The organism is Streptomyces antioxidans (genome assembly GCF_000968685.2).
GTDB classification, from domain to species: Bacteria; Actinomycetota; Actinomycetes; order Streptomycetales; family Streptomycetaceae; genus Streptomyces; species Streptomyces antioxidans.
Genome location: NZ_LAKD02000001.1, coordinates 256526 through 281920 on the forward strand (window position 1 = coordinate 256526; position 25395 = coordinate 281920).

19 protein-coding genes are annotated in these 25395 nt (G+C 74.3%); 7 read left to right on the forward strand and 12 right to left on the reverse strand.

Annotated features, from left to right (window positions below):
• Positions 1 to 4: 4 nt before the first annotated feature.
• Positions 5 to 727, forward strand: a complete 723-nt coding sequence (locus VT50_RS01030) for a copper homeostasis protein CutC (RefSeq protein ID WP_046090034.1) — start codon at positions 5 to 7, stop codon at positions 725 to 727.
• A gap of 132 nt (positions 728 to 859) precedes the next feature.
• Here VT50_RS01030 and VT50_RS01035 read toward each other — a convergent pair whose 3' ends face one another.
• From VT50_RS01035 to VT50_RS01045, 3 genes are all read right to left on the reverse strand, one after another.
• Positions 860 to 2992, reverse strand: a complete 2133-nt coding sequence (locus VT50_RS01035) for a HelD family protein (protein WP_046090055.1) — start codon at positions 2990 to 2992, stop codon at positions 860 to 862.
• A 254-nt stretch (positions 2993 to 3246) separates the two neighbouring features.
• Positions 3247 to 3744 carry a G protein-coupled receptor family protein gene (locus tag VT50_RS01040; RefSeq protein ID WP_078840979.1) on the reverse strand — a complete coding sequence of 166 codons (498 nt, stop codon included), beginning with the start codon at positions 3742 to 3744 and terminating at the stop codon, positions 3247 to 3249.
• A 136-nt stretch (positions 3745 to 3880) separates the two neighbouring features.
• A complete protein-coding gene (locus tag VT50_RS01045; protein ID WP_046090035.1) occupies positions 3881 to 5530 on the reverse strand; it encodes a DNA repair helicase XPB in 1650 nt (549 codons plus the stop codon).
• Between the two features lie 201 nt (positions 5531 to 5731).
• On the opposite strand from VT50_RS01045, the gene VT50_RS40115 reads away from it, so the two are divergent.
• Positions 5732 to 6679, forward strand: a complete 948-nt coding sequence (locus VT50_RS40115) for a VanZ family protein (protein ID WP_240528987.1) — start codon at positions 5732 to 5734, stop codon at positions 6677 to 6679.
• A 27-nt stretch (positions 6680 to 6706) separates the two neighbouring features.
• Here VT50_RS40115 and VT50_RS01055 read toward each other — a convergent pair whose 3' ends face one another.
• Positions 6707 to 9460, reverse strand: coding sequence for a helicase C-terminal domain-containing protein (locus tag VT50_RS01055; RefSeq protein ID WP_046090036.1), 2754 nt, complete (start codon positions 9458 to 9460; stop codon positions 6707 to 6709).
• Between the two features lie 321 nt (positions 9461 to 9781).
• Between VT50_RS01055 and VT50_RS39225 the strand changes: the two genes are divergently transcribed.
• Positions 9782 to 11047 (forward strand): hypothetical protein, encoded by a 1266-nt coding sequence (locus VT50_RS39225; protein WP_046090058.1) that lies wholly within the window; start codon positions 9782 to 9784, stop codon positions 11045 to 11047.
• 69 nt (positions 11048 to 11116) lie between these two features.
• On the opposite strand, the gene VT50_RS01065 is transcribed toward VT50_RS39225, so the two are convergent.
• Genes VT50_RS01065 through VT50_RS01075 form a run of 3 tightly spaced genes read right to left on the reverse strand, consistent with a single transcriptional unit; the run spans position 11117 to position 14294 of the window.
• Positions 11117 to 12025, reverse strand: coding sequence for an ABC transporter ATP-binding protein (locus VT50_RS01065; RefSeq protein ID WP_240528988.1), 909 nt, complete (start codon positions 12023 to 12025; stop codon positions 11117 to 11119).
• A complete protein-coding gene (locus VT50_RS01070; RefSeq protein WP_107424691.1) occupies positions 12022 to 13191 on the reverse strand; it encodes a FecCD family ABC transporter permease in 1170 nt (389 codons plus the stop codon). Before VT50_RS01070 ends, VT50_RS01065 begins: the two co-directional genes overlap by 4 nt.
• Entirely contained in the window at positions 13188 to 14294 is a 1107-nt protein-coding gene (locus VT50_RS01075; RefSeq protein ID WP_240528989.1) for a FecCD family ABC transporter permease, read from the reverse strand. The genes VT50_RS01070 and VT50_RS01075 overlap by 4 nt, the downstream gene beginning before the upstream one ends.
• A 66-nt stretch (positions 14295 to 14360) precedes the next feature.
• On the opposite strand from VT50_RS01075, the gene VT50_RS01080 reads away from it, so the two are divergent.
• Positions 14361 to 15002 carry an HAD family hydrolase gene (locus VT50_RS01080; protein WP_046090037.1) on the forward strand — a complete coding sequence of 214 codons (642 nt, stop codon included), beginning with the start codon at positions 14361 to 14363 and terminating at the stop codon, positions 15000 to 15002.
• Between the two features lie 19 nt (positions 15003 to 15021).
• On the opposite strand, the gene VT50_RS01085 is transcribed toward VT50_RS01080, so the two are convergent.
• Positions 15022 to 15330 carry a hypothetical protein gene (locus VT50_RS01085; RefSeq protein ID WP_046090038.1) on the reverse strand — a complete coding sequence of 103 codons (309 nt, stop codon included), beginning with the start codon at positions 15328 to 15330 and terminating at the stop codon, positions 15022 to 15024.
• A gap of 168 nt (positions 15331 to 15498) precedes the next feature.
• Between VT50_RS01085 and VT50_RS40895 the strand changes: the two genes are divergently transcribed.
• Positions 15499 to 15882, forward strand: coding sequence for a cold-shock protein (locus tag VT50_RS40895; protein ID WP_046090039.1), 384 nt, complete (start codon positions 15499 to 15501; stop codon positions 15880 to 15882).
• 18 nt (positions 15883 to 15900) lie between these two features.
• On the opposite strand, the gene VT50_RS01095 is transcribed toward VT50_RS40895, so the two are convergent.
• The 4 genes from VT50_RS01095 to VT50_RS01110 form a co-directional block, all read right to left on the reverse strand.
• Entirely contained in the window at positions 15901 to 16803 is a 903-nt protein-coding gene (locus tag VT50_RS01095; RefSeq protein WP_046090040.1) for a 1,4-dihydroxy-6-naphtoate synthase, read from the reverse strand.
• A complete protein-coding gene (locus tag VT50_RS01100; protein ID WP_046090041.1) occupies positions 16796 to 17614 on the reverse strand; it encodes a futalosine hydrolase in 819 nt (272 codons plus the stop codon). Before VT50_RS01100 ends, VT50_RS01095 begins: the two co-directional genes overlap by 8 nt.
• 88 nt (positions 17615 to 17702) lie before the next feature.
• Positions 17703 to 18209, reverse strand: coding sequence for a hypothetical protein (locus tag VT50_RS01105; RefSeq protein WP_046090042.1), 507 nt, complete (start codon positions 18207 to 18209; stop codon positions 17703 to 17705).
• 157 nt (positions 18210 to 18366) lie between these two features.
• Positions 18367 to 20100, reverse strand: coding sequence for an MFS transporter (locus VT50_RS01110; protein ID WP_240528990.1), 1734 nt, complete (start codon positions 20098 to 20100; stop codon positions 18367 to 18369).
• Between the two features lie 166 nt (positions 20101 to 20266).
• Here VT50_RS01110 and VT50_RS01115 point away from each other — a divergent pair, with 166 nt between their 5' ends.
• Together VT50_RS01115 and VT50_RS01120 are read left to right on the forward strand one after the other, a co-directional pair.
• Positions 20267 to 21172 carry a DUF3027 domain-containing protein gene (locus VT50_RS01115; protein ID WP_046090043.1) on the forward strand — a complete coding sequence of 302 codons (906 nt, stop codon included), beginning with the start codon at positions 20267 to 20269 and terminating at the stop codon, positions 21170 to 21172.
• A gap of 598 nt (positions 21173 to 21770) precedes the next feature.
• On the forward strand, positions 21771 to 25301 hold the full coding sequence (locus VT50_RS01120; protein ID WP_046090044.1) for a sacsin N-terminal ATP-binding-like domain-containing protein: 3531 nt from the start codon (positions 21771 to 21773) through the stop codon (positions 25299 to 25301).
• Positions 25302 to 25395 lie beyond the last annotated feature (94 nt).

A 25395-nucleotide genomic window follows, 5' to 3' on the forward strand; every position in this document is an offset into this window, starting at 1 on the left:
GTGCATGTCTAGACCACTGCTCGAGGTGATCGCCCTGACCCCCGCGGACGCGATCGCCGCACAGGCCGGAGGGGCGGACCGCCTCGAACTGGTCACCGACATGGCCGCCGACGGGCTCACGCCATCGCGTGAGACCTTCGCCGCCGTTCGTTCGGCCGTCGATCTGCCGGTGCGGGTGATGCTCCGCGCGTCGGACGGCTTCGCGGCCGGAAACGCGTTCGACGCGCTGTGCGGGGCCGCCGCCGCGCTGCACTCGGAGGGGGCGGACGAGTTCGTCCTGGGCTTCCTGACCGACGACGGCGGGGTCGACCTGGCCGCCGTGGCCGCGCTGACCGAGGTCGTGGGCGCGGGCGGCGGCGTGGACGAGAGCCGCTGGACCTTCCACCGGGCCATCGACCGGGCCGCGGATCGTGATGGGCTGCGCAAGCGGCTCGCCGACCTGCCCGGCCTCGACACCTATCTCACCGCCGGGTCGGCGCACGGGGTGGACGACGGTCTGTCCACCCTGCTCGCCGAGGCCGAGCGGGCCGGTACGCCGGGGTACGAAGCGCGGATCATGGCGGGCGGCGGCCTGCGCCTCGACCATCTGCCCGCCCTGCGCGCCGCCGGGGTCAGCGCCTTTCACATCGGCGGCGCGGCCCGCCCCGACGGCTGGTCGGGCCCGGTGGACGCCGCCGCGGTCGGCCAGTGGCGCGCCGCCCTGGACGCGCCGGTACTGGTGGCTTGAGCGGAGCGGAAGCGGTCTGAGCGGAAGTGGTCTGAGCGGGGTGGTCTGAGCGGGGTTTGGCCCGAGCGGAGGTGGCCTGCCCGAGCGGGAGGACGGTCTCCGGGCCGTGCCCCACCCCCGCTCCGAGCCCCGTCAGTCCGCCAGCCGCTCCGGCAGCGGCGCGCCGTGGATCACCGTCAGCCCCGAGACCGCGCGGGTCAGGGCCACGTACAGACGGCGCAGCCCCGTGCGTTCGTCGGGTTCGCCGTCGACCACGGCGGCCGGTTCGTCCAGCACCACGTAGTCGTACTCCAGACCCTTGGCCAGCGTCGCGGGGACGAGGGTGAGACGGGACTCCGCGCTGGTCTCCTCGCCGGGGGCGAGGTGGGTCAGCCCCGCCGCCTCGAGGGCGCGGGCCAGGGCCGGGATGCGGGCGTCGGCCGCGATCAGCCCGATCGAGCCCTCATGCCGCAGGGTCTCGTGGCAGGCGGCGACCACGGCCGCGTCCAGCTCCGCGGGGCCCACGGCCCGTACCGAGAAGTCGCCCGCCGCCTCGCGGATCGAGGTGGCCTCCGACAGGCCGGGGGCGATCGCGGGCAGCAGCCGGGAGGCGTACGCGATCACCTCGCGCGGCACCCGGAAGCCCTGGGTCAGCTCCTCGACCCCCGCCCCCTCCTTGCCCAGGTGGATCAGTGCCTCCTCCCAACTGGCCGTCGCCCAGGGGGTGGTGCCCTGGGCGATGTCGCCGAGCACGGTCGCCGAGCCGGTGGAGCAGCGGCGGCCGACCGCGCGGTACTGCATGGGGGAGAGGTCCTGCGCCTCGTCCAGGACCACATGGCCGAGGGACGGGGTGCGCTCGATGAGATCGGCGGCCTCGTCGATCAGCACCAGGTCCGCGGGGGACCACTTCGCGGCCTTCACCCCGCGCACCGGCTTCGCCCACAGCATGGTCTTCTGCTCGTCGGCGTCGAGGACGCCGTCCGCGTGCTCGGCCAGGAAGTCGGTGTCGGAGAGCAGCCGCAGCACCAGCTTGGCCGGGTCGACCGGCGGCCAGACCGCCTTGACGGCCGCCTTCACGGCGGGGTTACGGGCCACCGCGTCCTGGACCCGGTCGTCGGGCGCCTCGCCCGCCTGCTCCATCCGGACGAGCACGGCGTGCGCGATGCGCCGCGGAAGCGCCTCGCGGGCCGCGCCGTAGCGGATGTCGCGGGTGAGCAACTCCTCGACGATCTCCTCCAGTTCGTACGCGGGCACCCGCCAGCGGCGTGAGCCGCGCACCACGACGCACGGTTCGGCGGGGGCCGTGACATGCGAGCGCAGGGCGCGGCGCAGCACCTCGGCCAGCCGGGCGTCGCCCTTGATGCGGGCCGCGTCGGCGGAGTCGGCGCCCCGCACCACCGCGCCCAGGGAGGGCCGGGCCACCAGGTCCTCGACGGTCGCCTGGGCCACCTGCAGTTCGCCCAGGGCGGGCAGGACCTGTTCGATGTAGTGGAGGAAGGAGCGGTTCGGGCCGATGACCAGGGTGCCGGAGCGGGCCAGCCGCTCGCGGTGCGCGTAGAGCAGATACGCCACCCGGTGCAGCCCCACGGCCGTCTTACCGGTGCCGGGCGCCCCCTGGACGCAGATGGTGCCGCCGATCCCCTGGCGGACGATCTCGTCCTGCTCCGGCTGGATCGTCGCGACGATGTCCCGCATGGGGCCGACGCGCGGGCGCTCGATCTCGGACTGGAGCAGCCTGCTGGTCCGCTCCGCCTCCGAGGGGTCGGAGAGCCGTTCGTCCTCGTACGCCGTCAACGCGCCGCCGGTATAGCCGAAGCGGCGGCGCAGTCCGATGTCCATCGGCGCCTTCTTGGACGCCTGGTAGAAGGGCTGGGAGACGGGGGCGCGCCAGTCGATGACCATGGGGTCGCCATCCGCGTCGTGCACATGGCGGCGGCCGATGTAGAAGGTTTCCCCCTCGGCGCCCTCCGCGGTCTCCGCGCCCGGCGCGTGCAGACAGTCGAGGCGGCCGAAGAAGAGCGGGGTGTCGGCGAGGTCGGCGAGGGCCTTGATCCGCTCGCTGACCTGGTGGTGCAGCGCCTCGGCGTTGACCCAGTTCGCGGCGACGTCCCGGAGGTCGAGGGCTTCGACGTCGGCGCGCATGGCGCGCAGCGCGGCGCGGGACGCGGTCAGATGGGCGCGCTCCCTCGCGAGGGGGTCCGTGAGGGGATCCGTGGGGGGATCCGAGACGGGCGCTGAGAGCGGATCCGCGAGCGGATCCGGGTGGTCAGGGGCGTGCGAGGGCACGGCGTAGCCTCCGGCGAGCTGGTACACACAGGCGAGTGCACAAAGCGGGTGCGCGGGTACGGACGCGTACGGGCGCGGTACGAGATGCCGACCGGTTTCCGTCCGGGCAGCGGCTCTCCCGTTCGGAACGCGGGAGGCGGCAAGACCGGCGATTGTAGCCACGGCATGTCGGGGAGGCGAATGAATTATGGCGGGCCGGGGGAGCCGACCCCCGTGGCGGTTCCCCCGGCCCTGTGCTGGCTCGCCCGCCCCCGTCAGGCGAGCCGCAGCGCGCGGAAGGTCACGCGCTGGTTGAACCACATCAGCGTCACCGTCGTCGTGCCCATCAGGACGGCGACGGCCAGATGCCCGGCGAGTGAGGTGACCGGGGCGCCGAGTGCGGCGAGGACGAGGTGGAGACCGACGCGGAGGGCCACCATCCCGATGGCGATCGCCCGGGTGCGGGGGTTCTTGAGCATCGCGCGCATCAGCTTCTTCCGGCGGCGCAGCAGGGTCGCCCCGACGACGATGTTCACCACGAAGAGCCCGATGAGCACCATCCAGGCGCCGTCCCACGCCTTGGCCAGGTCGTACGCGGCCCCCATGACGCCCTCGAAGCCGAAGAACCACAGCGGCAGCGGCTTGATCTCGCTGAGGTCGATATCGGCGGTCTTGGCCTTGCCCTTGGTCCTGCCCTTGGCCTTGGCGTCGCCCTTGGCCGTCGCGTCGGTCGCGTCGGTCGCGGCCTCGCGGTCGCGGATGCTGATGCCCATGTCCCCCGCCCTTCCGGCGTCATGTGGTGCCGTGTCCTGCTGACACCCACGATCCTTCCGGGTGGGGAACGCCCCGGGCAGAGCCGCCAATCACCGGACCCTGATGACAGAAGTCACCGGGTCATGGGTCCGAACATCAGACGTCCTCGTCCGCGAGCAGTTCGCTCGCGTCCACGATCCGGTACGCGTACCCCTGCTCGGCCAGGAACCGCTGGCGGTGCGCCGCGAAGTCCTGGTCGATCGTGTCGCGCGCGACCACCGAGTAGAAGACCGCCGGGTGGCCGTCGGCCTTGGGGCGCAGCACCCGGCCGAGCCGCTGGGCCTCCTCCTGGCGGGAGCCGAACGTGCCGGAGACCTGGATGGCGACCGTGGCCTCGGGGAGGTCGACGGAGAAGTTGGCGACCTTCGAGACGACGAGCACCGACAGCTCGCCCTGCCGGAAGGCCTCGAAGAGCTTCTCCCGCTGGGCGTTGGTGGTCTCGCCCTTGATGACGGGCGCGTCCAGGTGTTCGCCCAACTCGTCGAGCTGGTCGATGTACTGCCCGATGACCAGCGTCTGCTGCCCCTTGTGCCGGGCGACCAGCGCCTCGGTGATCCGCCGCTTGGAGTCGGTCGTCGCGCAGTAGCGGTACTTCTCCTCGGTCTCGGCGGTCGCGTACGCCAGCCGCTCGGTCTCGGTCAGATTGACCCGGACCTCGACACAGTCGGCGGGCGCGATATAGCCCTGCGCCTCGATCTCCTTCCAGGGCGCGTCAAAGCGCTTCGGCCCGATGAGCGAGAAGACATCGGACTCCCGGCCGTCCTCCCGGACGAGCGTCGCGGTGAGCCCGAGCCGCCGCCGCGCCTGCAGATCGGCGGTGAACTTGAAGACGGGCGCGGGCAGCAGATGCACCTCGTCGTAGACGATCAGGCCCCAGTCGCGGGAGTCGAACAGCTCGAGATGCGGGTAGATGCCCTTCCGCTTGGTGGTGAGCACCTGGTACGTGGCGATGGTGACCGGGCGGATCTCCTTCCGCGTACCGCTGTACTCACCGATCTCGTCCTCGGTGAGCGAGGTGCGGCGCACCAGCTCGTGCTTCCACTGGCGGGCGGAGACCGTGTTGGTGACCAGGATCAGTGTGGTCGACTTGGCGGTGGCCATCGCACCCGCCCCGACCAGCGTCTTTCCGGCGCCGCAGGGCAGTACGACGACGCCCGAGCCGCCGTGCCAGAAGCCCTCCACGGCCTGTGTCTGATACGGCCGCAGCGCCCAGCCGTCCTCGTGCAGCTCGATGGGGTGCGCCTCGCCGTCCACATAACCGGCCAGGTCCTCGGCGGGCCAGCCCAGCTTCAGTAGCGTCTGCTTGATCTGGCCGCGCTCGGAGGGGTGGACGACCACCGTCTCCGGGTCGATCCGGGCGCCGACCAGCGGCTGGACCTTCTTCGACCGCAGGATCTCCTCGAGGATCGGACGGTCGCTGGTCTCCAGCACCAGCCCGTGGGTGGGGTGCTTGAGCAGCCGCAGCCGCCCGTAGCGGGCCATGGTCTCCGCGACGTCCACGAGGAGGGCGTGCGGGACGGGGTAGCGGGAGTACGCCACGAGGGCGTCCACGACCTGCTCGGCGTCGTGCCCGGCGGCGCGGGCGTTCCACAGCCCGAGCGGGGTCACCCGGTAGGTGTGGATGTGCTCGGGCGCTCGTTCCAGCTCGGCGAAGGGCGCGATGGCGCGGCGGCAGGCGTCCGCCTGCTCGTGGTCCACCTCGAGCAGGAGCGTCTTGTCGCTTTGGACGATGAGGGGTCCATTCACGCGCCTGGGTCCTTTCGTACGGGCTGGCCAAAGAACCAGTGTCCCCCATCGAGGAGGCGGGGCGGAGGGCCACAGGGATACTCCGGGCGGCTACGGGCAAGCGGCGAAGACGGACACGGACCGACGGACACGGACTGACGGAGCAGACCGAGCAGACCGACGGAGCGGCGACAACGGAGCCATGGCGGGAGGCGAGTCCCTGTGATCAGCATCGCTGGATGGGAGATCCGGCGGACGGCGGAGAAGAGGACGACGGTCAAGCGGACGGCGGGCGGCCAGAAGAAGGCGAGCGGGCAGGGCCAGAAGAAGGCCGCTGGTGGTCAGAAGAAGACGGCCGGTGGTCAGAAGAAGACGCCACGGACAGGCGGGGGCCCGGCGAAGGGGTCCACGACCGCGAAGAAGCAGAGCGGCACGTCGCCGAACGCGAAGTCGCCCGCCGCCAAGGCCCGGACCGAGAAGGCCCAGTCCACGAAGGCGCAGCCGACGAAGGGCCGGTCCACGAAGGCCCAGCCCGCGAAGGGCCGGTCCACACAGGCCCAGCCCGCGAAGGGCCAGCCCGCGCAGGTCCAGCCCACGGCGGACCGGACCGCCGAACCGCCCTCCGAGCCCCAGGACGCCCCGAGGAAGGCGCTTCTGCAGCGCACCTCGTTCGGCGCCCGCGTCGCACGGGCGATGGTGCTGCTCCTGGCGTTCGTCTGCATGGTCGGCTTCGCGGCGGCGCTCGCCAAGGCCACGCTCGTGCCCCAGCCCGGCTCCGTCGACCTCGTCCACACCAATCTGCATCCGGGACGCTCGCTGCGCGCCTACGTCGACCAGCCCGCCTTCCAGGACACGGTGAAGCAGATCGGCGGCAATGTGCTGCTCGGCGCGCCCTTCGGGGTGCTGCTGCCGATGCTGGTGCCCAAGGCGCGGGGCGCGGTGCGGGTGGTCGTGGTGACGGCCTTGGCGATGGTGGCCGTCGAGAGCGTTCAGGGGCTCATCGTCGAGGGACGGGCCTTCGACATCGACGATGTCATCCTCAACACCTCGGGCGCGCTGCTCGGCTATGTCGTGGTCGGCCGTTGGCTCGGCCACGCCCTCCACCCGCGCCGCCGCCACTGGTGGCACCGGTGGACCCGGCGGGGGGACGAGGCACCGCCCGCCGCGTGAGACGGGCTTGAGGTCAGCCCCGTCGGCCTACGGGGCGTCCTCGGCCAGTTCGGCGGCTCCGGTGATGCGGTGCAGGGGGTACGTACGGACCTCGTCGGCCGTGTGGTCGTAGGCCGTGACGAAGCCGCCCTCGACCCGGACCGGGGCGATCACCCGCTGGGTGGCCGCGCCGTTCGCGTTGACGTAGCCGATCCAGACGTTGGAGCCGGTCAGGGCGGCGGCCTGCATGGTGGCGAGGGTGTCGGCGGAGGTGGTGCGGGGCAGCCGGTCGCCACTGGCGGCAGAGCCGGACCCGGCCCCGGAACCGGCCTTGGTCCCGGTCCCGGTCCCGGTCCGTGAGCCGGGAGCGGTCTCCGGCCCCGCCCCGGCCCCGGCCGTCGGTTTGTGGGGCGCGGTCGCGGCGAGGTCCCCGGCGCGGATGGCGCGCACCGCCGCGCCCAGCAGGGTGGCGTCGGGCACCGGCGGGCCCTCGGGGACCGGGGCGGGTGGTTTGCGGGGCGGGGTGCGCTGTGCTTCGGGGCGGCTGACCAGCACATCGCCCTCGGCGGACTCGGCCGCCGGTGCGTACCCCATCGCCCGCAGCCCCTCCAGCAGCGTGTCCGGCGGCGCCTGGGCGGCCAGCACGGTGGGGGCGAGGCGGCGCAGCCGCAGCCCCGCCGAACGGCGGTCGGCGAGGATCTCGGCGAGCAGCGCGTCGTCGTCGCAGCGCAGATAGGCCGAGGCGGCGCCGATGCGCAGTCGGCCGTGCTTACGTGCCACGTCGTCCACGAGGTAGGCGAGCGGCTGGGGCACCGGGGTGCGGGAGTGCGCGGTGAGGAAGGTGTGCACATCGTCGGCGGTCCGCCCGGCGTCCAGCGCCCGCCGTACGGACTCGGGCGTGAAGCGGTAGACGGTCGCGCCGCCCTTGGACTCGACGTCGGCGAGGATGCCCAGCGTCGCGGCGAGCGGCCGTTCCAGCGGGCCCGGGGCGACGGCGGTCAGGTCGGCCTGGAGGAGTACGTGGTCGAGCGGTTCGGGGAGCAGCGGCGCGAGCAGCCGCGCGGCCTGTGCGGACGCGAGCTCGCTCCCGGCGGCCGTCGGCTCGTCCGGATGGCGTTCCAGCAGGGCACGGCCGTGCGCGGAGAGCGCGCCCCGGCCGGTGACCCCGAGCATCTCGGCCTCGGCGACGGCCCAGCGGGCCAGCCGCGAGCGCAGGTCCCCGCCGGTGGGGGCCGCCTCCGCAGCTCCCCCGGGAGCGTAGGCGGCGGCGGACGCCGTGGCCCCGTATGCGGGCCCGGAAGACGAGACCGCACCGGGTGTGGCCGCGGCGGACGCCGTGGCCCCGCGGTGGCCGTGGGGCCGCTCCCACCGCAGCCGGGCCAGCAGGACGTCGGGGGCGGCCGCGGCACCGTGCGGGAGGGTGGCCAGGAGCTCCAGGACCCGGCGGCGGACCTCGGGGGCCGGGGAGCGGTCCAGTTCCGGGCCGAGCGCGGCGAGGGTGCGGCCCCTGCTGTCCCGGCCGCCGACCAGGCCCGGCGTACGGGTCGCGGGCAGCCAGGCGGCGGTGAGCCGCGCCCAGCGCTCCTCGGCGGGCAGCCGCAGCCAGTCGTCGTAGGCGGGGGTGGGGGCGTAGCGCTCGTCGGTCTGGCCGTCGGCGGCCACCAGCCCGGCCGCGTGCGCCAGCTCGATCCAGAAGGCGGCCACCGGTTCGGACACATCGAGTACCACGGCGGTCCGCTTGAGGTCGCGGACGCTCAGCCCGCCCGCGCGCAGAACGGGCGGCCCGGCGGTCTCCCACTGCCCCAGCAGCTCCTCGACGGTCGCCAGGGCGGTGAAGGTCTGGCCCGCCGCGGTGTTGTCCACAACCTGTGGATCGTGCGCGATGGTGGGCGAGAGCTCCGGGGCCAACGGCTCGGGGGCGCGGTGCGCCCGGCCGTGCCGCAGATGCAGGGCTACCTCGCGGGGCAGTACGACATTGCGCGGCCCGGACGGCAGCAGCAGCCCGTGGTCCAGCAGCCAGCCGACGGGCGGGGTGGGCGAGGCGACGGACGTCTCCCCGTACGGCGGCCCCCAGGTCAGCTTGGCCAGCACGGCCGCGGCGCCCTCCGGCGCCCCGTCGAGCAGCGCCGCCATCCGGGCGCGGTCCCGGAACAGCTCGGCCAGGGCCGTGGCCGCCGTGACGGGATCGTGGGTGGGCGACTCCCCGGCCGCCGCCAGCAGCTCCTGAAGCCGCCCCGGCGACATCCCGGACGTGGCTTCCTGAACGGTCGGGCCGAGCCCGGTCGGGGAGGGCGAGGTGGGCGAGGGCGCGAGCAGTTCCCGGGCGGTACGGACGAGCCGGAGCCGATCGTCCCCGCCCCAGACCAGCGCCTGCTCGCGCAGCGTGGCCACGGCCCGCGGCAACTCGGCGACGACCGCGGCCCGTTCCTCGGCGCCCAGGGGAGCGCCGATGCCCGAGGCGGGTGCGGGGGCTGGGGTGGGCCCGGGGGCTGAGGTGGGCCCGGCGCCCTTGGGAGCCCCGGGAGCCCCGGGTTCTTCCGGGCCCGCGTCGCCCGTGAGCAGGTCCCTTAGCGTCTCGTACGAGCAGGGGTCGGGCGCGACGGCCAGGGCTTCGGCGGTCTGTTGCGCGAATCGGTCGAGACGCTCCACCGCCCGGACCACCGAGGCGCGGGTGCCCGCCCGGGTGGCGAGCTGGGTGAGGTCGTTCGGGACCGGGGAGAGCAGATCGGGGCGGGCGCGCAGCAGGGCGGCGAGGGCGTCGTCGGGCCGGGTGCGCAGCTCCTCGGCGAGGGTGCGCGGCACCCCGCGGCGACGGTCACCGTCACCGCGGCCACGGTCGCCACGGCTGCGGTCGCCGTGGCCGCCGTCTCGCGGGCCGCCGCCCCGGGGGAGGCGATCCCGCGGACCGCTGTCCCCGTGGCCGGTGTCTGGGGGCAACTCATGCCTCCCGGCTGCGCGCGCTGGTCTCTTCGGGCATGTCAGCCCTCCCGATTCCACGAACTGCTCATTCGATCCACAGTACCCGCGGGGTGCGGGACGCAGGGGGTGCGGCGGGATTCCGGTTCCGCGCGGTACCGTCGGAGCCGACTGATACGCCGACGGTGCGCATTCTCAGGGGTCTTGGTGGGGATCGAGAGCGAGAAGCTCGTCTACGACTATCTGAGCCGTGTCGGTGACCTGGCTCAGCAACAGGGTCTGTCGTCCGGTGAACGCATGCGGCTGGTCTCCGGGCTCCGTGCCGATATCGACCACCGCCGGGCCACCGGAGGGGCGGACAGCCCGGCCGGGGTGAAGCGGATCCTCTCCAAGCTGGGCTCACCGGCCGATGTGGTGGCCGCCGCGGGTGGCCGGGGCCCCGACCCGGGATCGGGCGGAATGGGCGGTGAGCCCCTTACGGAGGGCGGCGGCGCGGGCGGCGGTGCGGCGCAGCGGGGAACCGCCGGGGCGGCGCGCGCGGCCCGCGACAAGCTCGCCGGGCTCGCCAAGAGCAGCGGCCTCACCGGTAAGGTGCCCGCCCCGCGCGAGGAGGACGCCCCGGGGGTGCCCGGCACCGGCCGGAACGGGGACGGCCCCTCCCCGGGCGACGGCGCCGCCTCCCTGATCAAGCCGCGACCCGCCGCCCCCGCCGCGCCCCCGTCCAACGCCGCCTCGCCGCCGCACCTCGCGGGCGAGGACGAACTGGGCCCGCGCGAGTCCAACATGGACTGGTGGCACGTCGAGCCGGGCCCGTTCGCCCAGCCCGAGCAGCGCGACGCGCAGTACGGCGCGGTCGAGGGGTTCACCGGCGGGATCGAGATCCCCGAACTGCTCGGTAAGGGCAAGTCGGCCGAGCAGGAGCGCCAGGAGCGGCGCGAGGCCGAGGAGAAGGCGGCGGCGGAGGCGGCCGCCGAGGCCGAGGCCGCCGCGGAGGCGGAGGAGAAGGCGAAGGCCGGGGCCAAGAAGGGGGAGGCCGGGGGCAAGCCGCGCAGCGGGCTGCGCCGCGTACTGCTCGGGCCCGGCAAGGCGGGCAAGGCGGCCGATCAGCCCGCGGGCGGGGCCCCCAGCTGGCTGTCGGGGCTCGGGCCGGTGCTGCTGGCGACGGTCGGCCTGCTCGTGGTGGGCGCCGCCCTGGGCAACATCATCCTGATCGCCTTCGGCTGGGTGATCGCGTACTACAGCACCTACCGCCGCTCCCCGGCCGCGGCGAAGTGGGCGGCGCTGGGCATGCCCGGCCTGGTCGCGGCCGGGGCCGCGATCTGGCTGTACGGCCGGGCCGACGGCAAGTGGGGCGAGCCGATCCCCGAACACGGCTGGAAGGACGCCCTGACCGAGACCTGGCCCTACGTCGTCAGGGGCGCGGCCATCGCCTCGGTGCTGTTCCTCCTCTGGCGCGCGAGGCGCAAGGGCTGACACCGGGAGTCCGCACGGGCTGACACCGGGGCCAGTCCGCAAGGGCCGACACCGGCGCCAGCCCTCCGCTCAGCCTTCCCGGGCCCGCCACGGTGTGCCCGGGACGACCAGGGGGCTGCCGGTCACCGGGTCCGGGACGACCACCGAGCCGAGGCCGAAGACCTCGTGCACCAGGTCCGCCGTGACGATGTCCCCCGGCCGGCCGCGCGCCACGATGCCGCCGCCCTTCATCGCGATCAGATGGTCGGCGTAGCGGGCGGCCTGGTTGAGGTCGTGGAGGACGGCGACGACCGTACGGCCGCGTTCGTGGTTGAGCTGGCGCACCAGGTCCAGCACCTCCACCTGGTGGGAGATGTCCAGATACGTCGTCGGCTCGTCCAGCAGCAGCAGATCGGTCTCCTGCGCGAGCGCCATCGCGATCCACACGCGCTGCCGCTGCCCGCCCGACAGCTCGTCCACCGGGCGGTCGGCGAGCGCGGTCACATCCGTGCGCTCCATGGCGTCCGTGACGGCCCGTTCGTCCTCCTCCGACCACTGCTGCCACCACCGCTGGTGCGGCTGGCGGCCACGGGAGACGAGATCGGCCACCGTGATCGCCTCGGGCGCGACCGGGGTCTGCGGAAGCAGCCCCACGGACTGGGCGATCCTCTTGGTCGGGATGCGCGCGAGGTCCGTGCCGTCGAGGAGCACGGCGCCGCCGCGCGGGCGCAGCAGCCGCCCGAGGGCGCGCAGCAGGGTGGACTTGCCGCAGGCGTTGGGGCCGACGATGACCGTGACCTCGCCGTCGGGCACCTCCAGGTCCAGCCCGTCCACGACGGTGCGGTCCTCGTAGGCGAGGGTCAGCTCGCGCGCGGTGAGCCGGTTCGGCCCGTTCGGCCGGTTCGCGGAAGCGGCCTCCGTCGGACCCGCCTCCGTCGGACCGGCCTCCGTCGGACCCGCCTCCGGGCCCGTTCCCGTTGTGGACGCCGAAGCGGTCATGCGGCGGTGCCTCCCTTACGGCCGCGTCCCCCGGAAGACAGCAGCAGGTGGATCAGATACGGGGCGCCGACCGCCGCCGTCAGCACGCCCACCGGCAGTTCGGTCGGCGCGAACAGCTTGCGGGCCAGCAGATCGGCGGTGACGACGATGAACGCTCCGGTCAGGGCCGAGCACAGCAGCGGGATCTGGGCGGTCCTGGTCATCCGGCGGGCGATCTGCGGGGCGAGCAGCGCCACGAAGTCCACCGGACCGGCCGCGCCCGTCGCCATCGACGCGAGTACGACGCCGAGGGCCACCAGGCCGAGCCTCACCCGCCCGAGCCGTACCCCCAGCGCGGTGGCCGTGTCGTCGTCCATGGACACCGTGCGCTGCGCCCGCGCCGCCCACAGCACCCCGGGCAGGAGCACCAGCAGCGCCCAGCCGAGCGGGGCGGCCTCGCCCCAGCCGCGTCCGTTGAGCGAACCGGTCATCCACACCTTCGCCTGCTGGGCCACGAGATAGTCGCCCTTGGTCAGGAAGAGATGGGTGACCGAGCGCAGCGCGACGGCGAAGCCGATGCCGATGAGCACGAAGCGGGCCGCCTGGAGACCGCCGCGCCAGGCGAAGACGTACACCAGCGCGGCGGCAGCGAGACCGCCGAGGACGGAGAGGTACGGCAGGACGGCGAAGGAGCCGACCCCGTAGGTCATCGCGCCCACGGTCACCGCGCTCGCGCCCTGGCTGACGCCGATGATGTCGGGGCTGGCGAGGGGGTTGCGGGCCACCGTCTGGATCAGCGCGCCCGCGATGCCGAAGGCGGCGCCGACCAGCAGGCCGAGCGTCATCCGTGGCAGCCGGAGCGTGCCGACGACGAGATCGTTCGGAGTGGCCGGACCGAGGCCCCACTGGGTGTGCAGGAGGGCCTTCACGGCGTCGCCGGGGGCGATGAAGCTCTCGCCGACGCACAGATAGGTCACACAGACGGCGGCGGTGGCCAGGGCCAGCCCGAGCGCGACGAGGGCCGAGCGGCGGTGCAGCAGGAACGATCCGCCACCGCCGCCGCGCCCGTCGTTCTCGCCCTTGGCCTCGGCCCTGTCCTTGATGCGGATCAGCCCGTACCCGGCCGGGCGGACTCCCGTGCGGACCGTAAGGACGCCGGTACGGCTGTGGCCCTCCGTCGCGCTCACGCGGCCACCGCCTTCCGGCGCACCAGCGTGACCAGGAAGGGCACCCCGATCAGCGCGGTCATCACGCCCGCCGGGACCTCGCTCGGCGGGAAGACGACCCGGCCCACCACATCCGAGACCAGCAGCATCACCGGGCCGATCAGGGCGGCCATCGGCAGCACCCAGCGGTGGTCGGTGCCCACGACGGCGCGGGCGATATGGGGGACCGCGAGTCCGATGAAGGCGAGCGGACCGGCGGCGGCGACCCCGGCGCCGGTGAGGACCGTGGCGCCGAGGGCCGCGACGATCCGTACGACCGCCACGTTCTGGCCGAGCCCCTTCGCGACGTCCTCGCCGAGCGCCAGCGCGTCGAGGCCGCGTGCCACCGCGAGCACCAGCACCGTGCCGACCAGCAGGAACGGCCAGATCTTGGCGACGATCCCGGTGTCCCGACCGGCGAGCGAGCCGATCTGCCAGAAGCGGAACTCATCCAGGGCCGCCGCCTTCGTCGTCAGCACGCCCGTCGTCACGGACACCAGCAGCGCGTTGATCGCGGCGCCGGAGAGGGCGAGCTTGACCGGGGTCGCGCCGCCCCGCCCGGTGATGGCGATGGCGTAGACGGCGACCGAGGCCAGCCCCGCGCCCGCGAAGGCGAACCAGACGTAGCCGCTGAGCGTGTGCACCCCGGCGAGGGCGATCGCGAGCACCACACCCACCGAGGCCCCCTGGCTGATGCCGAGGATGCCGGGGTCGGCGATCGGGTTGCGGGTGACGCCCTGCATCACGGTGCCGGCCATGGCGAGCGCCGCGCCGACCATCAGCCCGACGAGGGTGCGCGGCAGCCGCAGGGACCGCACGATGTCGGCGGCGTCGCTGGAACCGCCGTGCAGCACCGCGTCCAGGACCGCGCTCGGCGCGATCTGGCGGCTGCCCACGGCCAGGCTCAGCAGGACGGCGAGCAGCAGGGCGACGACGGCCGCGGCCGTCCAGCCGATGCGACGGCGGAGCAGGGAGGCGCGGACCGGCGAGGCGCGGACCGGGGCGGCGCGGACCGGGGCGGCGCGGACCGGAAGGGCCCTGGTCGGGCGGTCGCTGGTCCGGTCACTGGTCCGGTCGGCGGTCATCGCGTCCGTTCGCTCGTCGGCTACGAAGTAAGGCGAGGCTAAGTGTATGGGGCGGGCCGAGGCACAATGGCGGGCATGGCTTCGCACTCCGCTCTCACCGTCGGCTTCGACCTCGACATGACGCTCATCGACTCCCGGCCGGGCATCAAGGCGGCGTACGAGGCGCTATCCGCCCGGACCGGCACCTACATCGACTCCGACCTCGCGATCACCCGGCTCGGCCCGCCGCTGGAGCAGGAGCTGGTGCACTGGTTCCCCGATGAGCGGGTCGAGGAGATGGGCGAGCTCTACCGCGAGCTCTACCCGGAGTACGCGATCGCGCCGACCCCGGCGATGAAGGGGGCGCGGGAGGCCATCGAGACCGTACGGCGGGCGGGGGGCCGGGCCATCGTCGTCACCGCGAAGCACGAGCCCAACGCCAAGCTGCACCTGAGCCACCTGGGCATCGAGGCGGACGCGGTCATCGGCTGGCTGTGGGCGGAGGCCAAGGCGGAGGCGCTGCGGGAGCACGGGGCGACGGTGTACATCGGGGACCACACGGGCGACGTGCGGGGCGCCCGTACGGCCGGTGCGCTGTCCGTGGCGGTCGCCACCGGGCCCTGCGCGGCGGACGAACTGCTCACGGCCGGCGCGGATGTCGTGCTGGACGATCTGACGGCGTTCCCGGCCTGGCTGTCGGGCTACCTGGGCGGTCCCACGGCGGACTGACCGGACCGGGTCATCCGGTTCACCCGGTCGGCGGTACGGGCGGCCGTGACACCCCGTCGGTGGCCGCGGCCTCCCGCCGCTGTGCCGCGATGGAGCGCAGCAGCCCGACGGCGGCGAGGGCGAAGCCGACGCCCATCAGCATGCACACGAAGTACGCCACCGAGGGCAGCGGATCCGCGCCCAGGAAGAGCGGCGCGACGGTGACGAGCGTGGCCACCGCTCCGATGGCGAAGACGATGACACCGGACCGGATGAGCCGGTCGCCGGGGAGGGGCGCCTCTCGAGGACGGCTCGGGGAGCCGCCGCGGTGCGGGGTTTCATTACTCACTGGACCAGGGTAGATCCGTGCCAGAGCGCGCATAGGAACCACCCGGGTACGTCTTGTCACCAGGCTCGGGACCATTAGCCTTGGTGGTGGCGGGTCTTACGACCCGCTGTAGTGCTATCGAGAGCCGTTTTTCCGTGTTTTCCGACGAGCGACGAGGACGAGACAGACGTGCCTACCGGCAAGGTCAAGTGGTTCAACAGTGAGAAGGGCTTCGGCTTTCTCTCCCGCGATGACGGTGGCGACGTCTTCGTTCATTCTTCGGTGCTTCCGGAAGGCGTCGACGCGCTGAAGCCGGGACAGCGCGTGGAATTCGGCGTAGTGGCCGGAAATCGCGGAGATCAGGCATTGTCCGTCACCGTTCTCGATCCGACTCCCTCCGTGGCGGCCGCCCAGCGCCGCAAGCCGGATGAGCTGGCGTCCATCGTCCAGGACCTGACCACCCTGCTGGAAAGCGTGACGCAGCAACTGGAGCGCGGCCGCTATCCGGACAAGGCACACGGCCACAAGATCGCGGGCATGCTGCGGGCGGTGGCCGACCAGCTCGATGTCTGACGGTCACTCGACGGGGCGTTAGACCGCGTCCAGTGCCCCGGGGCCGAGGGGCGGTACCAGTCCCTCGGCCGCCGCGCGGGTCAGCAGCCCGCGCACCGCGGCGTAGCCGCTCTCGCCGAGGTCGGCGGTGAACTCGTTGACGTACAGCCCGATGTGCTGATCGGCCACGGCGGGGTCCATCTCCTGGGCGTGCTCCAGGACATACGCCCGCGACGCCTCCGGGTCGTCCCAGGCCATCCGCACCGAGGTCCGGATGGCGTCGGTGAGCTCCCGCAGCCGCTCGGTGCCCAGCGCGCGCTTGGCGATGATCGCGCCGAGCGGGATCGGGAGCGCGGTGGTCTGCTCCCAGTGCTCGCCCATGTCAGCCAGGCGGTGCAGTCCGTACTTCTGATAGGTGAACCGGGCCTCGTGGATGACGAGCCCGGCGTCGACCTCGCCGTCCCGCACCGCGGGCATGATCGCGTGGAACGGCAGCACCTTGATCTCGCCGACCCCGCCCGGCACCTCGGCGGCGGCCCACAGCCGGAAGAGCAGATAGGCGGTCGAGCGCTCGCTCGGCACCGCGACCGTCTTGCCCGCGAGGTCCTTGCCGGTGAGCCGCCGCCCCTCGCCGGGCTGCCGCGTGAGCACCAGCGGACCGCAGCCGCGGCCGAGCGCGCCGCCGCAGGGCAGCAGCGCGTAGTCGTCCAGCACCCATGGCAGTACGGCGTACGACACCTTCAGTACGTCGAACTCCCCGCGCTCGGCCATCCCGTTGGTGATGTCGATGTCCGCGAAGGTGACATCGGGCACGGGCGCGCCGGGGACGCGGCCGTGGGCCCAGGCGTGGAAGACGAACGTGTCATTGGGGCACGGGGAGTAGGCGATCTTCAAGGGCTCGGCCGGGGCCTTGCTCGGGGGCTCGCTCAGGGGCTCAGTCACTGCCGGGTTCCTTCCGGGTTCCTGCCGGTTCGTTCCGGGTTCCTTCCGGGGCGAAGGTCCAGGTGCCGAGGAGGGGGGCGATGGTCGCGAAGGCGCCCGTAAGCGCCTCGAGCGCCTCCCCGATCCGCCAGGCGGCGCGGTCCCGCGGTCCGACGGCGTTGGAGACCGTCCGCACTTCCAGCGCGGGCACGGACTGGGCCGCGGCGGCCTCCGCGACACCGAAGCCCTCCATTGCCTCGGCGACGGCGCGCGGATGGCGGCGCAGCAGCTCGGCGGCCCGTTCGGCGCTCCCGGTCACGGTCGACACGGTGAGCACGGTGCCGCGCACGGCGTCCGTCGCCTCGGCGACGGCGGCGACGAGCGGTGCGGGCGGGAGGTGTTCGACGGTGCCGAAGCCCAGGTCGGTGACGGCGGCGAAGCCGTCGGGGGTCTCGGCGCCCAGGTCGGCGGCGACGATGCCGTCGGAGACGACGACGGAGCCGAGGTGCGCGGTGGTTGTGGTGCCGGGCCCGGCGGCGGGCCGCAGGGTGAAGCCGCCGCCGATACCGGCCGATACGGCGAGGTCGTAGGGGGTGCGGGCGACCGCGGCCGCGGTCAGGGCGGCGGCGGTTCCGGCCGCCGCGGCGGCCGGGCCGACCCCGGCGGCCAGGACGTCCACGGTGAGCGGCGGCCCGGTGGGCGGCGCCGGGCTCAGCCGGTGGAGGACTCCGCCGGGGACGGGGAGCTCGGCCAGCTCGGGGGCCGTGGCGCCGACGCCCCGTACGACGGCGTCCCGCTCGGCGGATACGGCCGTGACGATCAGTACGCGCATGGGTGAGTCCCCCTTGTCACATACAACCCTGTCACGGCGCGGCCGATGGCCCGGTACCACCGGGCCAGGACCTGCGCATCTCCGCCCGTCAGGAGGCCCGTTCCAGCGTGAAGCGCCAGATGCCCTTGACGCCCTGGCTGCTCTTGCCGAGCTCGGCGACCGTGATCGTGACCTTCTTCTCGAGCGTGGTCTGGCCGGTCTGGGGGTTCTGCTTGGCGAAGAGCGTTTCGCTGTCGAAGCTGCGGTACGTCTCCTTGCTCGCCTCGGCCATGACCGGGTTGTTGGCGATCAGGCCCCAGCTGGACTCGGCGATCTCGGGGTCCACCCCGATCCGCACCTTGTCCCCCAGGGTCACCTTGATCGTCTTCTCCGGCTTGGCGGACAGGCAGGACTTGAACTTCTTCGAGCTCAGGTCCTTGCCGTCGCCGTAGCAGCCGTTGCCCGCCTCGGCCGTCACGGTGTTCGAACCGACCGTCACCGTTGCCAGCGGGGTCGGCTTGTCGCAGGCGGAGAGGGCGACGAGCCCGAGGGACACGGCACAGGCGGCGGTGACGGCGCGGCGGCCCTTGCCCCTGGAAAACAGCGCAGCGGTCATGCGGGCAGGCTATCTGGCCCCACCGACCGCCTCGCGCGCGGGTACGGCTCGCCGACGGCGGTCCGGCCAGGGCTCATGCCGCCCGCAGCGCCCAGGCCCCACGCCGCCCGTTGACCCCGGAACGCACGCCGCCCGCTACTCCCAGACCTCCCGGAGCTCACGCCACCCGCGGATACGGCAGCCCCTGCCGGGCGGCGCTCAGCAGCCCACGGACGCTCAGCGCCGCCCCCAGCGCGATCACCGCCGCGGCGACCGCCATCCCCAGCACCCCGTGGAGCGGCAGCACGATGCCGATGGCGCCGCCGACGACCCAGGCCATCTGGAGGGTCGTCTCGGACCGGGAGAACGCCGAGGTGCGGACCTCCTCCGGGACATCACGCTGGATCAGCGCGTCCAGCGACAGCTTGCCCAGCGCCTGGGAGATCCCGGCGGTGGCGGCCACGGCGGCGACCGTCACCGCGCCGTAGAAGGCGGCCGACACGATGATCACGGCCAGGGCGGAGCTCAGCACCACCGCGATGATCAGCTCCGGGCCGCGCGCCCGCAGCCAGGCGCCGATCGCGGTGCCCAGCGCGTTGCCGCCGCCCGCGCAGACCGCGGCCAGGCCGAGCGAGATCTCGGGGCCGAGTCCGCCCAGCGGCTGGTCACGGAGGAGGAAGGCGAGGAAGAGGGTGAGGAATCCGGACAGGGTCTTCAGCGCGGCACACGCCTGAAGGGCGTGCAGTACGGAGGGGCCGACCGTACGGAGGCCGGGCCGCCGGGACCTGCCCCTCCAGAAGGCGATCCGCGACAAGGCGATCCGGGAGAAGACGGCCCCGCCGCCGCCCACCCTGGCCTTCGGCCTGCGCACCGTCACCGGCACCGGCAGACGCAGCTGGCGCTGTCCCGAGGTCAGCTGCGCCCTGGCCTCGCCCTTCGCCGAGTCCACCTTGTGCGGCAGGGTGAACGACAGGAACCCGCCCAGCAGGAAGATCGCGGATGCCCCGTACAGCGGCCAGCTCGGGCCGATCTGATGCAGCCCGGCCCCCAGCGGGGCCGCCGCACCGGTGGCGAGCAGCCCGCCGAGGGTGACCCGGGAATTGGCCTTGACCAGGGAGAAGTGGGGTGGGAGCAGCCGTGGCACAACCGCGGAACGGACGACTCCGTACGCCTTGGACGCCACCAACACGCCCAGCGCCGCCGGATACAGCTCGAGCCCGCCGCCCGCCACCGCGCCCGCCATCGTCAGCGCGAGCACCACGCGGGTCAGCATCGCGCCCGCCATCGCCGCGCGGCGGCCGTGCGGCACGCGGTCGAGCAACGGGCCGATGACGGGGGCGAGCAGCGCGAACGGCGCCATGGTGATGACCAGGTAGAGCGCGACCCGGCCGCGGGCCTCGTCGGTCGGGACCGAGAAGAAGATCGTGGAGGCGAGGGCGACGGTGATCAGCATGTCGCCCGCGGAGTTCACCGCGTGCAGTTCGATCAGCTTGCCGAGCCCCGACTCGCCCGCGCCATGGGCGTGGGTGGCCCGGCGGATGCCCCGCCCGGCCGCGGTGAAGGGGAGGCGGAGCGCGAAGGGGATACGGAGCGCGTGAACGATCCAGCGGCCCGACCGTCTGGTCGAGCCGCCGCCGTACCACCGCGTACCTGCCACCTGACCATGGTGCAGCCAACGCGGCCGAAGCGTCAGACCTTCGACGGCTTTCCGGATGGCGGCGCCGTACGCGGGGATCGGCAACACCCCGCTGTCCAGCGGAAATGCGCTTTCGCTCGGGCGGGCGGAGAGGGGGTGTACGGCGCCGTGGCGAGAGGTGGGGATGAGACGGGGGTAGGGGCGGCGCGGCCGGACAAGGTAGCGTGCGTAACCGCGCCACCGAGGGTCGTTCCTGGCCGTGTGCCGAGTAGCCATCCCGCAGAATGGGACGTACGAGGTGCGCCCGAAGGCCGGATGGGCGCGGACGTCGACGCGGCCCCATGGTCCGCTCCGTCCGCGGTCCCGCGACCGGCCGTACGGCTGGCGCACCAGGTCAGACGGCTGCGACGGCGTGGAAGAGAGAATCGATCCTGTGAGTGCGATGCGAAGCCGTACCCCCGACCGCCTGTGCGCCGAGGCGGTTGAACTCGCCCGCGAGGCGGCCGTGGAAGCCGCCCGTCCGGGGCAGGTGGGCGAGTATCTGGGCGCTGTCGCCGAGGGCGACCGCGTGGTCACGCATCTCTTCGAGTGCCCCGAGCCGGGCTATCGCGGCTGGCGCTGGGCGGTCACGGTGACCCGCGCCTCCCGTGCGAAGGCCGTCACCCTGGACGAGACGGTGCTGCTCCCCGGGCCCGACGCGCTGCTCGCGCCGGAGTGGGTGCCCTGGAGCGAGCGGCTGCGCCCCGGCGACATGGGGCCGGGCGACCTGCTGCCCACCGAGGCCGAGGACCTGCGCCTGGAGCCCGGCTACTCGGGCGAGGACGCCCCGCCGCCCAACTCCGCGGTCTCGGAGGAGATGCAGCGGCTCGCGGCGGCGGAGGAGGCCGATGTGACGGCCGGTGCCCCCGCCGCGCAGACCCCCACGCCCAGGACCGGCTCGATCGCGGCCATCGCCGAGGAGCTGGGCATGCGGCGCGCCCGGGTGCTGTCCCGCTACGGCCTCCACGTCGCGGCCGACCGCTGGGACGAGGCGTACGGCTCCCAAACCCCCATGGCCCAGGCGGCCCCCGGCACCTGCGCCAGCTGTGGCTTCCTGGTGGCCCTCGGCGGCTCGCTCGGGCAGGCGTTCGGGGTCTGCGCCAACGAGTTCAGCCCGGCGGACGGCCGTGTCGTCTCCCTCTCCTACGGCTGCGGCGCCCACTCCGAGGCCGCCGTCATGCCCAAGCCTCCCCGCCCGGCCCCGCCCGTCATCGACGAAACCGTCGTCGAACCCCTCCCCCTCCACCCGGACCACACGGGCGGCTCCGTAGAACCGGACACCCCTCCAGAAGACCTGGGCCACAGCTAACCCACCACCGGGCCACCCCGCTCCGGCCCGTCCGGAAGAGGCCCCGTTCCGCCCCACTGGCCGGAGGCCGCGGCACGCCGGGTCCCCGGCGCGTCCGGTGTGGTGCCGTGCGGGTTCGGTACGGCGGCTGCGTTGTCGTCAGGTCGCAACGGCGAAGGTGGCTGTTCCGGTTCGGCCCTGGCGAGCGGCGGCAGGGGCACATCAGGGGGCTCGCCCCTGAACGGGGCACCGGGGGGCGGGGGCCCCGTTCAGGGCGGCGGAGCCGCCTATCGGTGCTGTGGGGATGGGGCGGGGAACAGCCCGCCGCGCAGGCGTCACCACGGCCACCGCGGACGCCACCGCGGCGTGCCCGCGGCAGGGGACCCGGCGAGACGGGGCCCGAGGGCCCCAAGGTGAGGGGCAGAATCCGGTTGCGCGGGGCCCGAGGCGCCGTCCGGCGGCGGATAGCGGTACGTTCGCGGCTAGCAAGGGCGTCACGCGAGGGAACGGCGAGCGCGGTGGGGCGATCCGCACCGCGGGGGACTCGGCGGTGTGGCGCCGCGGCGCAGGACGGACCCCGACCAGGAACTTCCGGAGGCGAGACGTGAGCAGCACGGCGATGGTGCGAGGCGCGACCGAGGACGCGGACCCGTTCGGGACCGCGCGGCTGCGGCGCGGCGTGCTGGACGCCTGGGCCGCGTCACCCGCCCGGTTCCGGGAGGACGCCAACGCCGAGGAGGACCTGGCGCTGGGCGGCCACCGCGACCGCCTGGTGGTCGAGCTGGCCCAGAACGCGGCGGACGCCGCCGCCCGCGCCGGAGTGTCCGGGCGGCTGCGGCTGACCCTGCGACCGGCCACCGACGGCGAGCCCGCCGTGCTGGCCGTCGCCAACACCGGGGCGCCGCTGGACGCGGCGGGCGTCGAGTCGCTGTCCACCCTGCGGGCCTCGGCCAAGCGGGACGAGCCGGAGAGCGCGGTCGGGCGGTTCGGCGTCGGCTTCGCGGCGGTGCTCGCGGTGAGCGACGAGCCCGCGGTCGTCGGCCGCACCGGCGGGGTGCGCTGGTCGCTGGCCGAGGCGCGGGAGCTGACCCAGCGCGCCGCCTCGACCGGCCCCGGCCTCGCCGAGGAGCTGCGCCGCCGCGACGGACACGTACCGCTGCTTCGGCTGCCGATGCCCGCCGAGGGAAGCGCCCCGGAGGGCTACGACACCGTCATCGTGCTGCCCCTGCGCGACGGCGCCGCGCTCGACGTCGCGGAGCGGCTGCTGGCCGGGATCGATGACGCGCTGCTGCTGACCCTCCCCGGCCTGGCCGAGGTCGTGGTGGAGACCGTCGAGTCCACCAGGACGCTGCGCCGCCGCCAGGACGGCCCGTACACCGTTGTGGAGGACACCGGCGCCCGCGGTGCGAGGCGCTGGCGCACCGAGAGCGCCGGCGGGCGGCTGGAGCCCGAACTGCTCGCCGACCGTCCGGTGGAGGAGCGGCTGCGCCCGGTGTGGTCGGTGACCTGGGCGGTTCCGGTGGACGCGGAGGGCGCCCCGGCCCGGCCCGGGACCGCCCCGGTGGTCCACGCCCCGACGCCGACCGACGAGCCGCTGGGCCTGCCCGCGCTGCTGATCGCGTCCTTCCCGCTGGAGCCCACCCGCCGCCACACCGCCCCCGGGCCGCTCACGGACTTCCTGCTGGACCGCGCCGCCGAGGCGTACGCGACGCTGCTGCGCGACTGGCATCCGGTCTCGGTCGGCTCGATCGACCTGGTCCCGGGCCAGCTGGGCCGGGGCGAGTTGGACGGGGAGCTGCGCCAGCGGGTGCTGGAACGGCTGCCGAGGGTGCCGTTCCTGCCCGGCGCCGCCGCACCGGCGGCGGGCCCGGACACGGAGGACGCGGCCGTGGCCGAGGCCGTGGCGGGCTGGCTCGGCTCGCCGGATGCGCTCGGCCCGGACGCCGCCCAGGGCGGCCCCGGGGCGGGGGAACCGGCCGCCGCCCCGCCCGCGCCCGCCCCGGACGAGTGGGACGACGATGTGCTGGCGCGCGGCGGTGCCGAGGGCGAGCGGTACGCGCTGCGGCCCCGGGACGCCGAGATCGTGGAGGGCGCGGGCGCGGAGACGGTGGAGGTGCTGGCCGAGCTGTTCCCGACGCTGCTGCCCGCGGGCCTCGAGCGCCGCTCGGAGCTGCGGGTGCTGGGCGTGGCGCGGGTGCCGCTGGGCGAGCTCATCGACCGGCTCGCGGGCGTGGAGCGCGCCCCGGCCTGGTGGCGGCGGCTGTATGACTCGCTGGGCGGCATCGACCCGGACCGGCTCAGCGGGCTGCCGGTGCCGCTGGCGGACGGCCGGACGACGATCGGGCCCCGGCAGGTGCTGCTGCCGCTGCCGGGCGAGGCCGACGGCGACCTGCACGGCCCGGACGGCCCGGACGGCCGGGACACCAGCCGGTACGGCCCGGACAGCATCGCAACCGCCGAGCCCGCCACCACCGGGCCCACCGGACCGGTCGAGCCCACCGGAATCAGCGGGTCCACCGCGCCCGCGCGGACGTCCGAGCGCGGCGCCGCGGTCAGCGATACGCATCGCACCCTCGCCCGCCTCGGCCTGAAAGTCGCACATCCGGACGCCGCCCATCCGCTGCTGGAGAAGCTCGGCGCGACCCCCGCCACGCCCCGAGCCGTGCTGACGACCCCGCAGGTACGGACGGCGGTCGCGCATTCGCTTGAGGCGGAGGACGAGTACGACCCGTTCGCGGCGGAGGCCGAGGGCGGCCTGGGCGCGGCGCTGGACGCCGACACGCTGGCCGACACCGTCCTCGGCCTGGTCCAGCAGGCCCGGCTGGCGCCCGGCGACGAGCCGTGGCTGGCCGCGCTCGCGCTCCCGGACGAGGACGGCGAGCTGGCCCCGGCCGGTGAGCTGGTCCTCCCCGGCAGCGCCTTCGAGCGGGTGATGCGGGAGGGCGAACTGGCCGCGTGCGACGCCGAGCTGGCCGAGCGCTGGGGCGAGCAGCCGCTCGCCGCGGTCGGTGTGCTGGCGGGCTTCACGCTGGCCAGGGCCACCGATGTGGTGCTGGACCCGGATGAACTCGAACCCCGCGAAGGCGACTTCACCGAACCGGACGACGTCGGTGTGCTGGACTCCGTCGACGTGTGGTGCGAGGACGTGCTCGACCGGCTGCCGGAGACCCCGGTGCCGCCGGTGGCCACCGAGATCGTGGCCGTACGGGACCTGGACCTGGTGGACGACGACGCCTGGCCGCGGGCGCTCGCCATGCTCGCCCGGCCGCCGCTGCGCGACGCGCTGACCGCGCCGGTGCGGGTGCTGCTGCCGGACGGCACGACGGAGATCGTGCGCTCGTACACCGCGTGGTGGCTGCGCGGCCATCCGGTGCTGGACGGCCGCCGCCCCGCCGGGCTGCGCGCGGCCGGGGGCGATCCGCTGCTGGCCGGGCTGTATGAGTCGGTGGACGCGGCCGGGTTCGAGGACGAGCAGGTGTTGCGGGCGCTCGGCGTACGGACCTCCGTCGCCTCGCTGCTGGACGAGCCGGGCGGCGCCGCCGAGCTGCTGGCCCGCCTCGCCGACCCGGACCGCGAGGTTACCTCCGCCCAATTGCACGCCATCTACGGGCAGTTGGCCGACCTGGACCCCGAACAGGTGACCCTGCCGGACGAGCTGCGGGCCATCCTGGACGGTGAGCCGACGGTGGTCGAGGCGGGCGAGGCGCTGGTGGCGGACGCCCCCGATCTGATGCCGCTGGCCGAGGCGGACGGCCGGGCGCTGCTGCCCGTACGGCCCGCGCGGGCGGCTGAGCTGGCCGAGCTGTTCCAGGTGCGGCGGCTGAGCGAGGCGTACCCGGCGCGGGTGACCTCACAGGGCGATCCGCACGAGGTGCCCGAGGCGGTGCGCGAACTCCTCCCGGGCGCCCCGCTGTCGTACATCGAGCACGAGGAGCTGCTGATCGAGGGCTCGGGCGGGGGCTCGGGCTCCGACGCGACCGAGCTGGACTGGCGGTATGTGGACGGCACGCTGCACGCCTCCACGGTCGAGGGCGTCGCGGCCGGTCTGTCCTGGGCGTCCGGCCACTGGGCGCGCCGGTTCGAGGTGGCGGCCCTGCTGGAGGACCTGACCCGTACCGAGGAGCTGGCACGGGCCCGCTGGTTCGACTGACGGGCGCGCGTAGGGCGCGTACAGGGCGTGCGCATACGGGGTGCGCTCGTACGGGGTGTGTGCGCGGGTCTTGTCACCGGGCAAGACCGGTTCC

What these genes read in the sequence shown, in the direction of transcription:
- VT50_RS01030 (WP_046090034.1), top strand. Translation starts at nt 5, where the DNA reads ATGTCTAGACCACTGCTCGAGGTGATCGCCCTGACCCCCGCGGACGCG.
- VT50_RS01040 (WP_078840979.1), bottom strand. Translation starts at nt 3,744, where the DNA reads ATGGGCATCAGCATCCGCGACCGCGAGGCCGCGACCGACGCGACCGAC.
- VT50_RS01065 (WP_240528988.1), bottom strand. Translation starts at nt 12,025, where the DNA reads ATGACCGCTTCGGCGTCCACAACGGGAACGGGCCCGGAGGCGGGTCCG.
- VT50_RS01075 (WP_240528989.1), bottom strand. Translation starts at nt 14,294, where the DNA reads ATGACCGCCGACCGGACCAGTGACCGGACCAGCGACCGCCCGACCAGG.
- VT50_RS01080 (WP_046090037.1), top strand. Translation starts at nt 14,361, where the DNA reads ATGGCGGGCATGGCTTCGCACTCCGCTCTCACCGTCGGCTTCGACCTC.
- VT50_RS01100 (WP_046090041.1), bottom strand. Translation starts at nt 17,614, where the DNA reads ATGCGCGTACTGATCGTCACGGCCGTATCCGCCGAGCGGGACGCCGTC.
- VT50_RS01105 (WP_046090042.1), bottom strand. Translation starts at nt 18,209, where the DNA reads ATGACCGCTGCGCTGTTTTCCAGGGGCAAGGGCCGCCGCGCCGTCACC.
- VT50_RS01110 (WP_240528990.1), bottom strand. Translation starts at nt 20,100, where the DNA reads ATGGCTACTCGGCACACGGCCAGGAACGACCCTCGGTGGCGCGGTTAC.
- VT50_RS01115 (WP_046090043.1), top strand. Translation starts at nt 20,267, where the DNA reads ATGCGAAGCCGTACCCCCGACCGCCTGTGCGCCGAGGCGGTTGAACTC.
- VT50_RS01120 (WP_046090044.1), top strand. Translation starts at nt 21,771, where the DNA reads ATGGTGCGAGGCGCGACCGAGGACGCGGACCCGTTCGGGACCGCGCGG.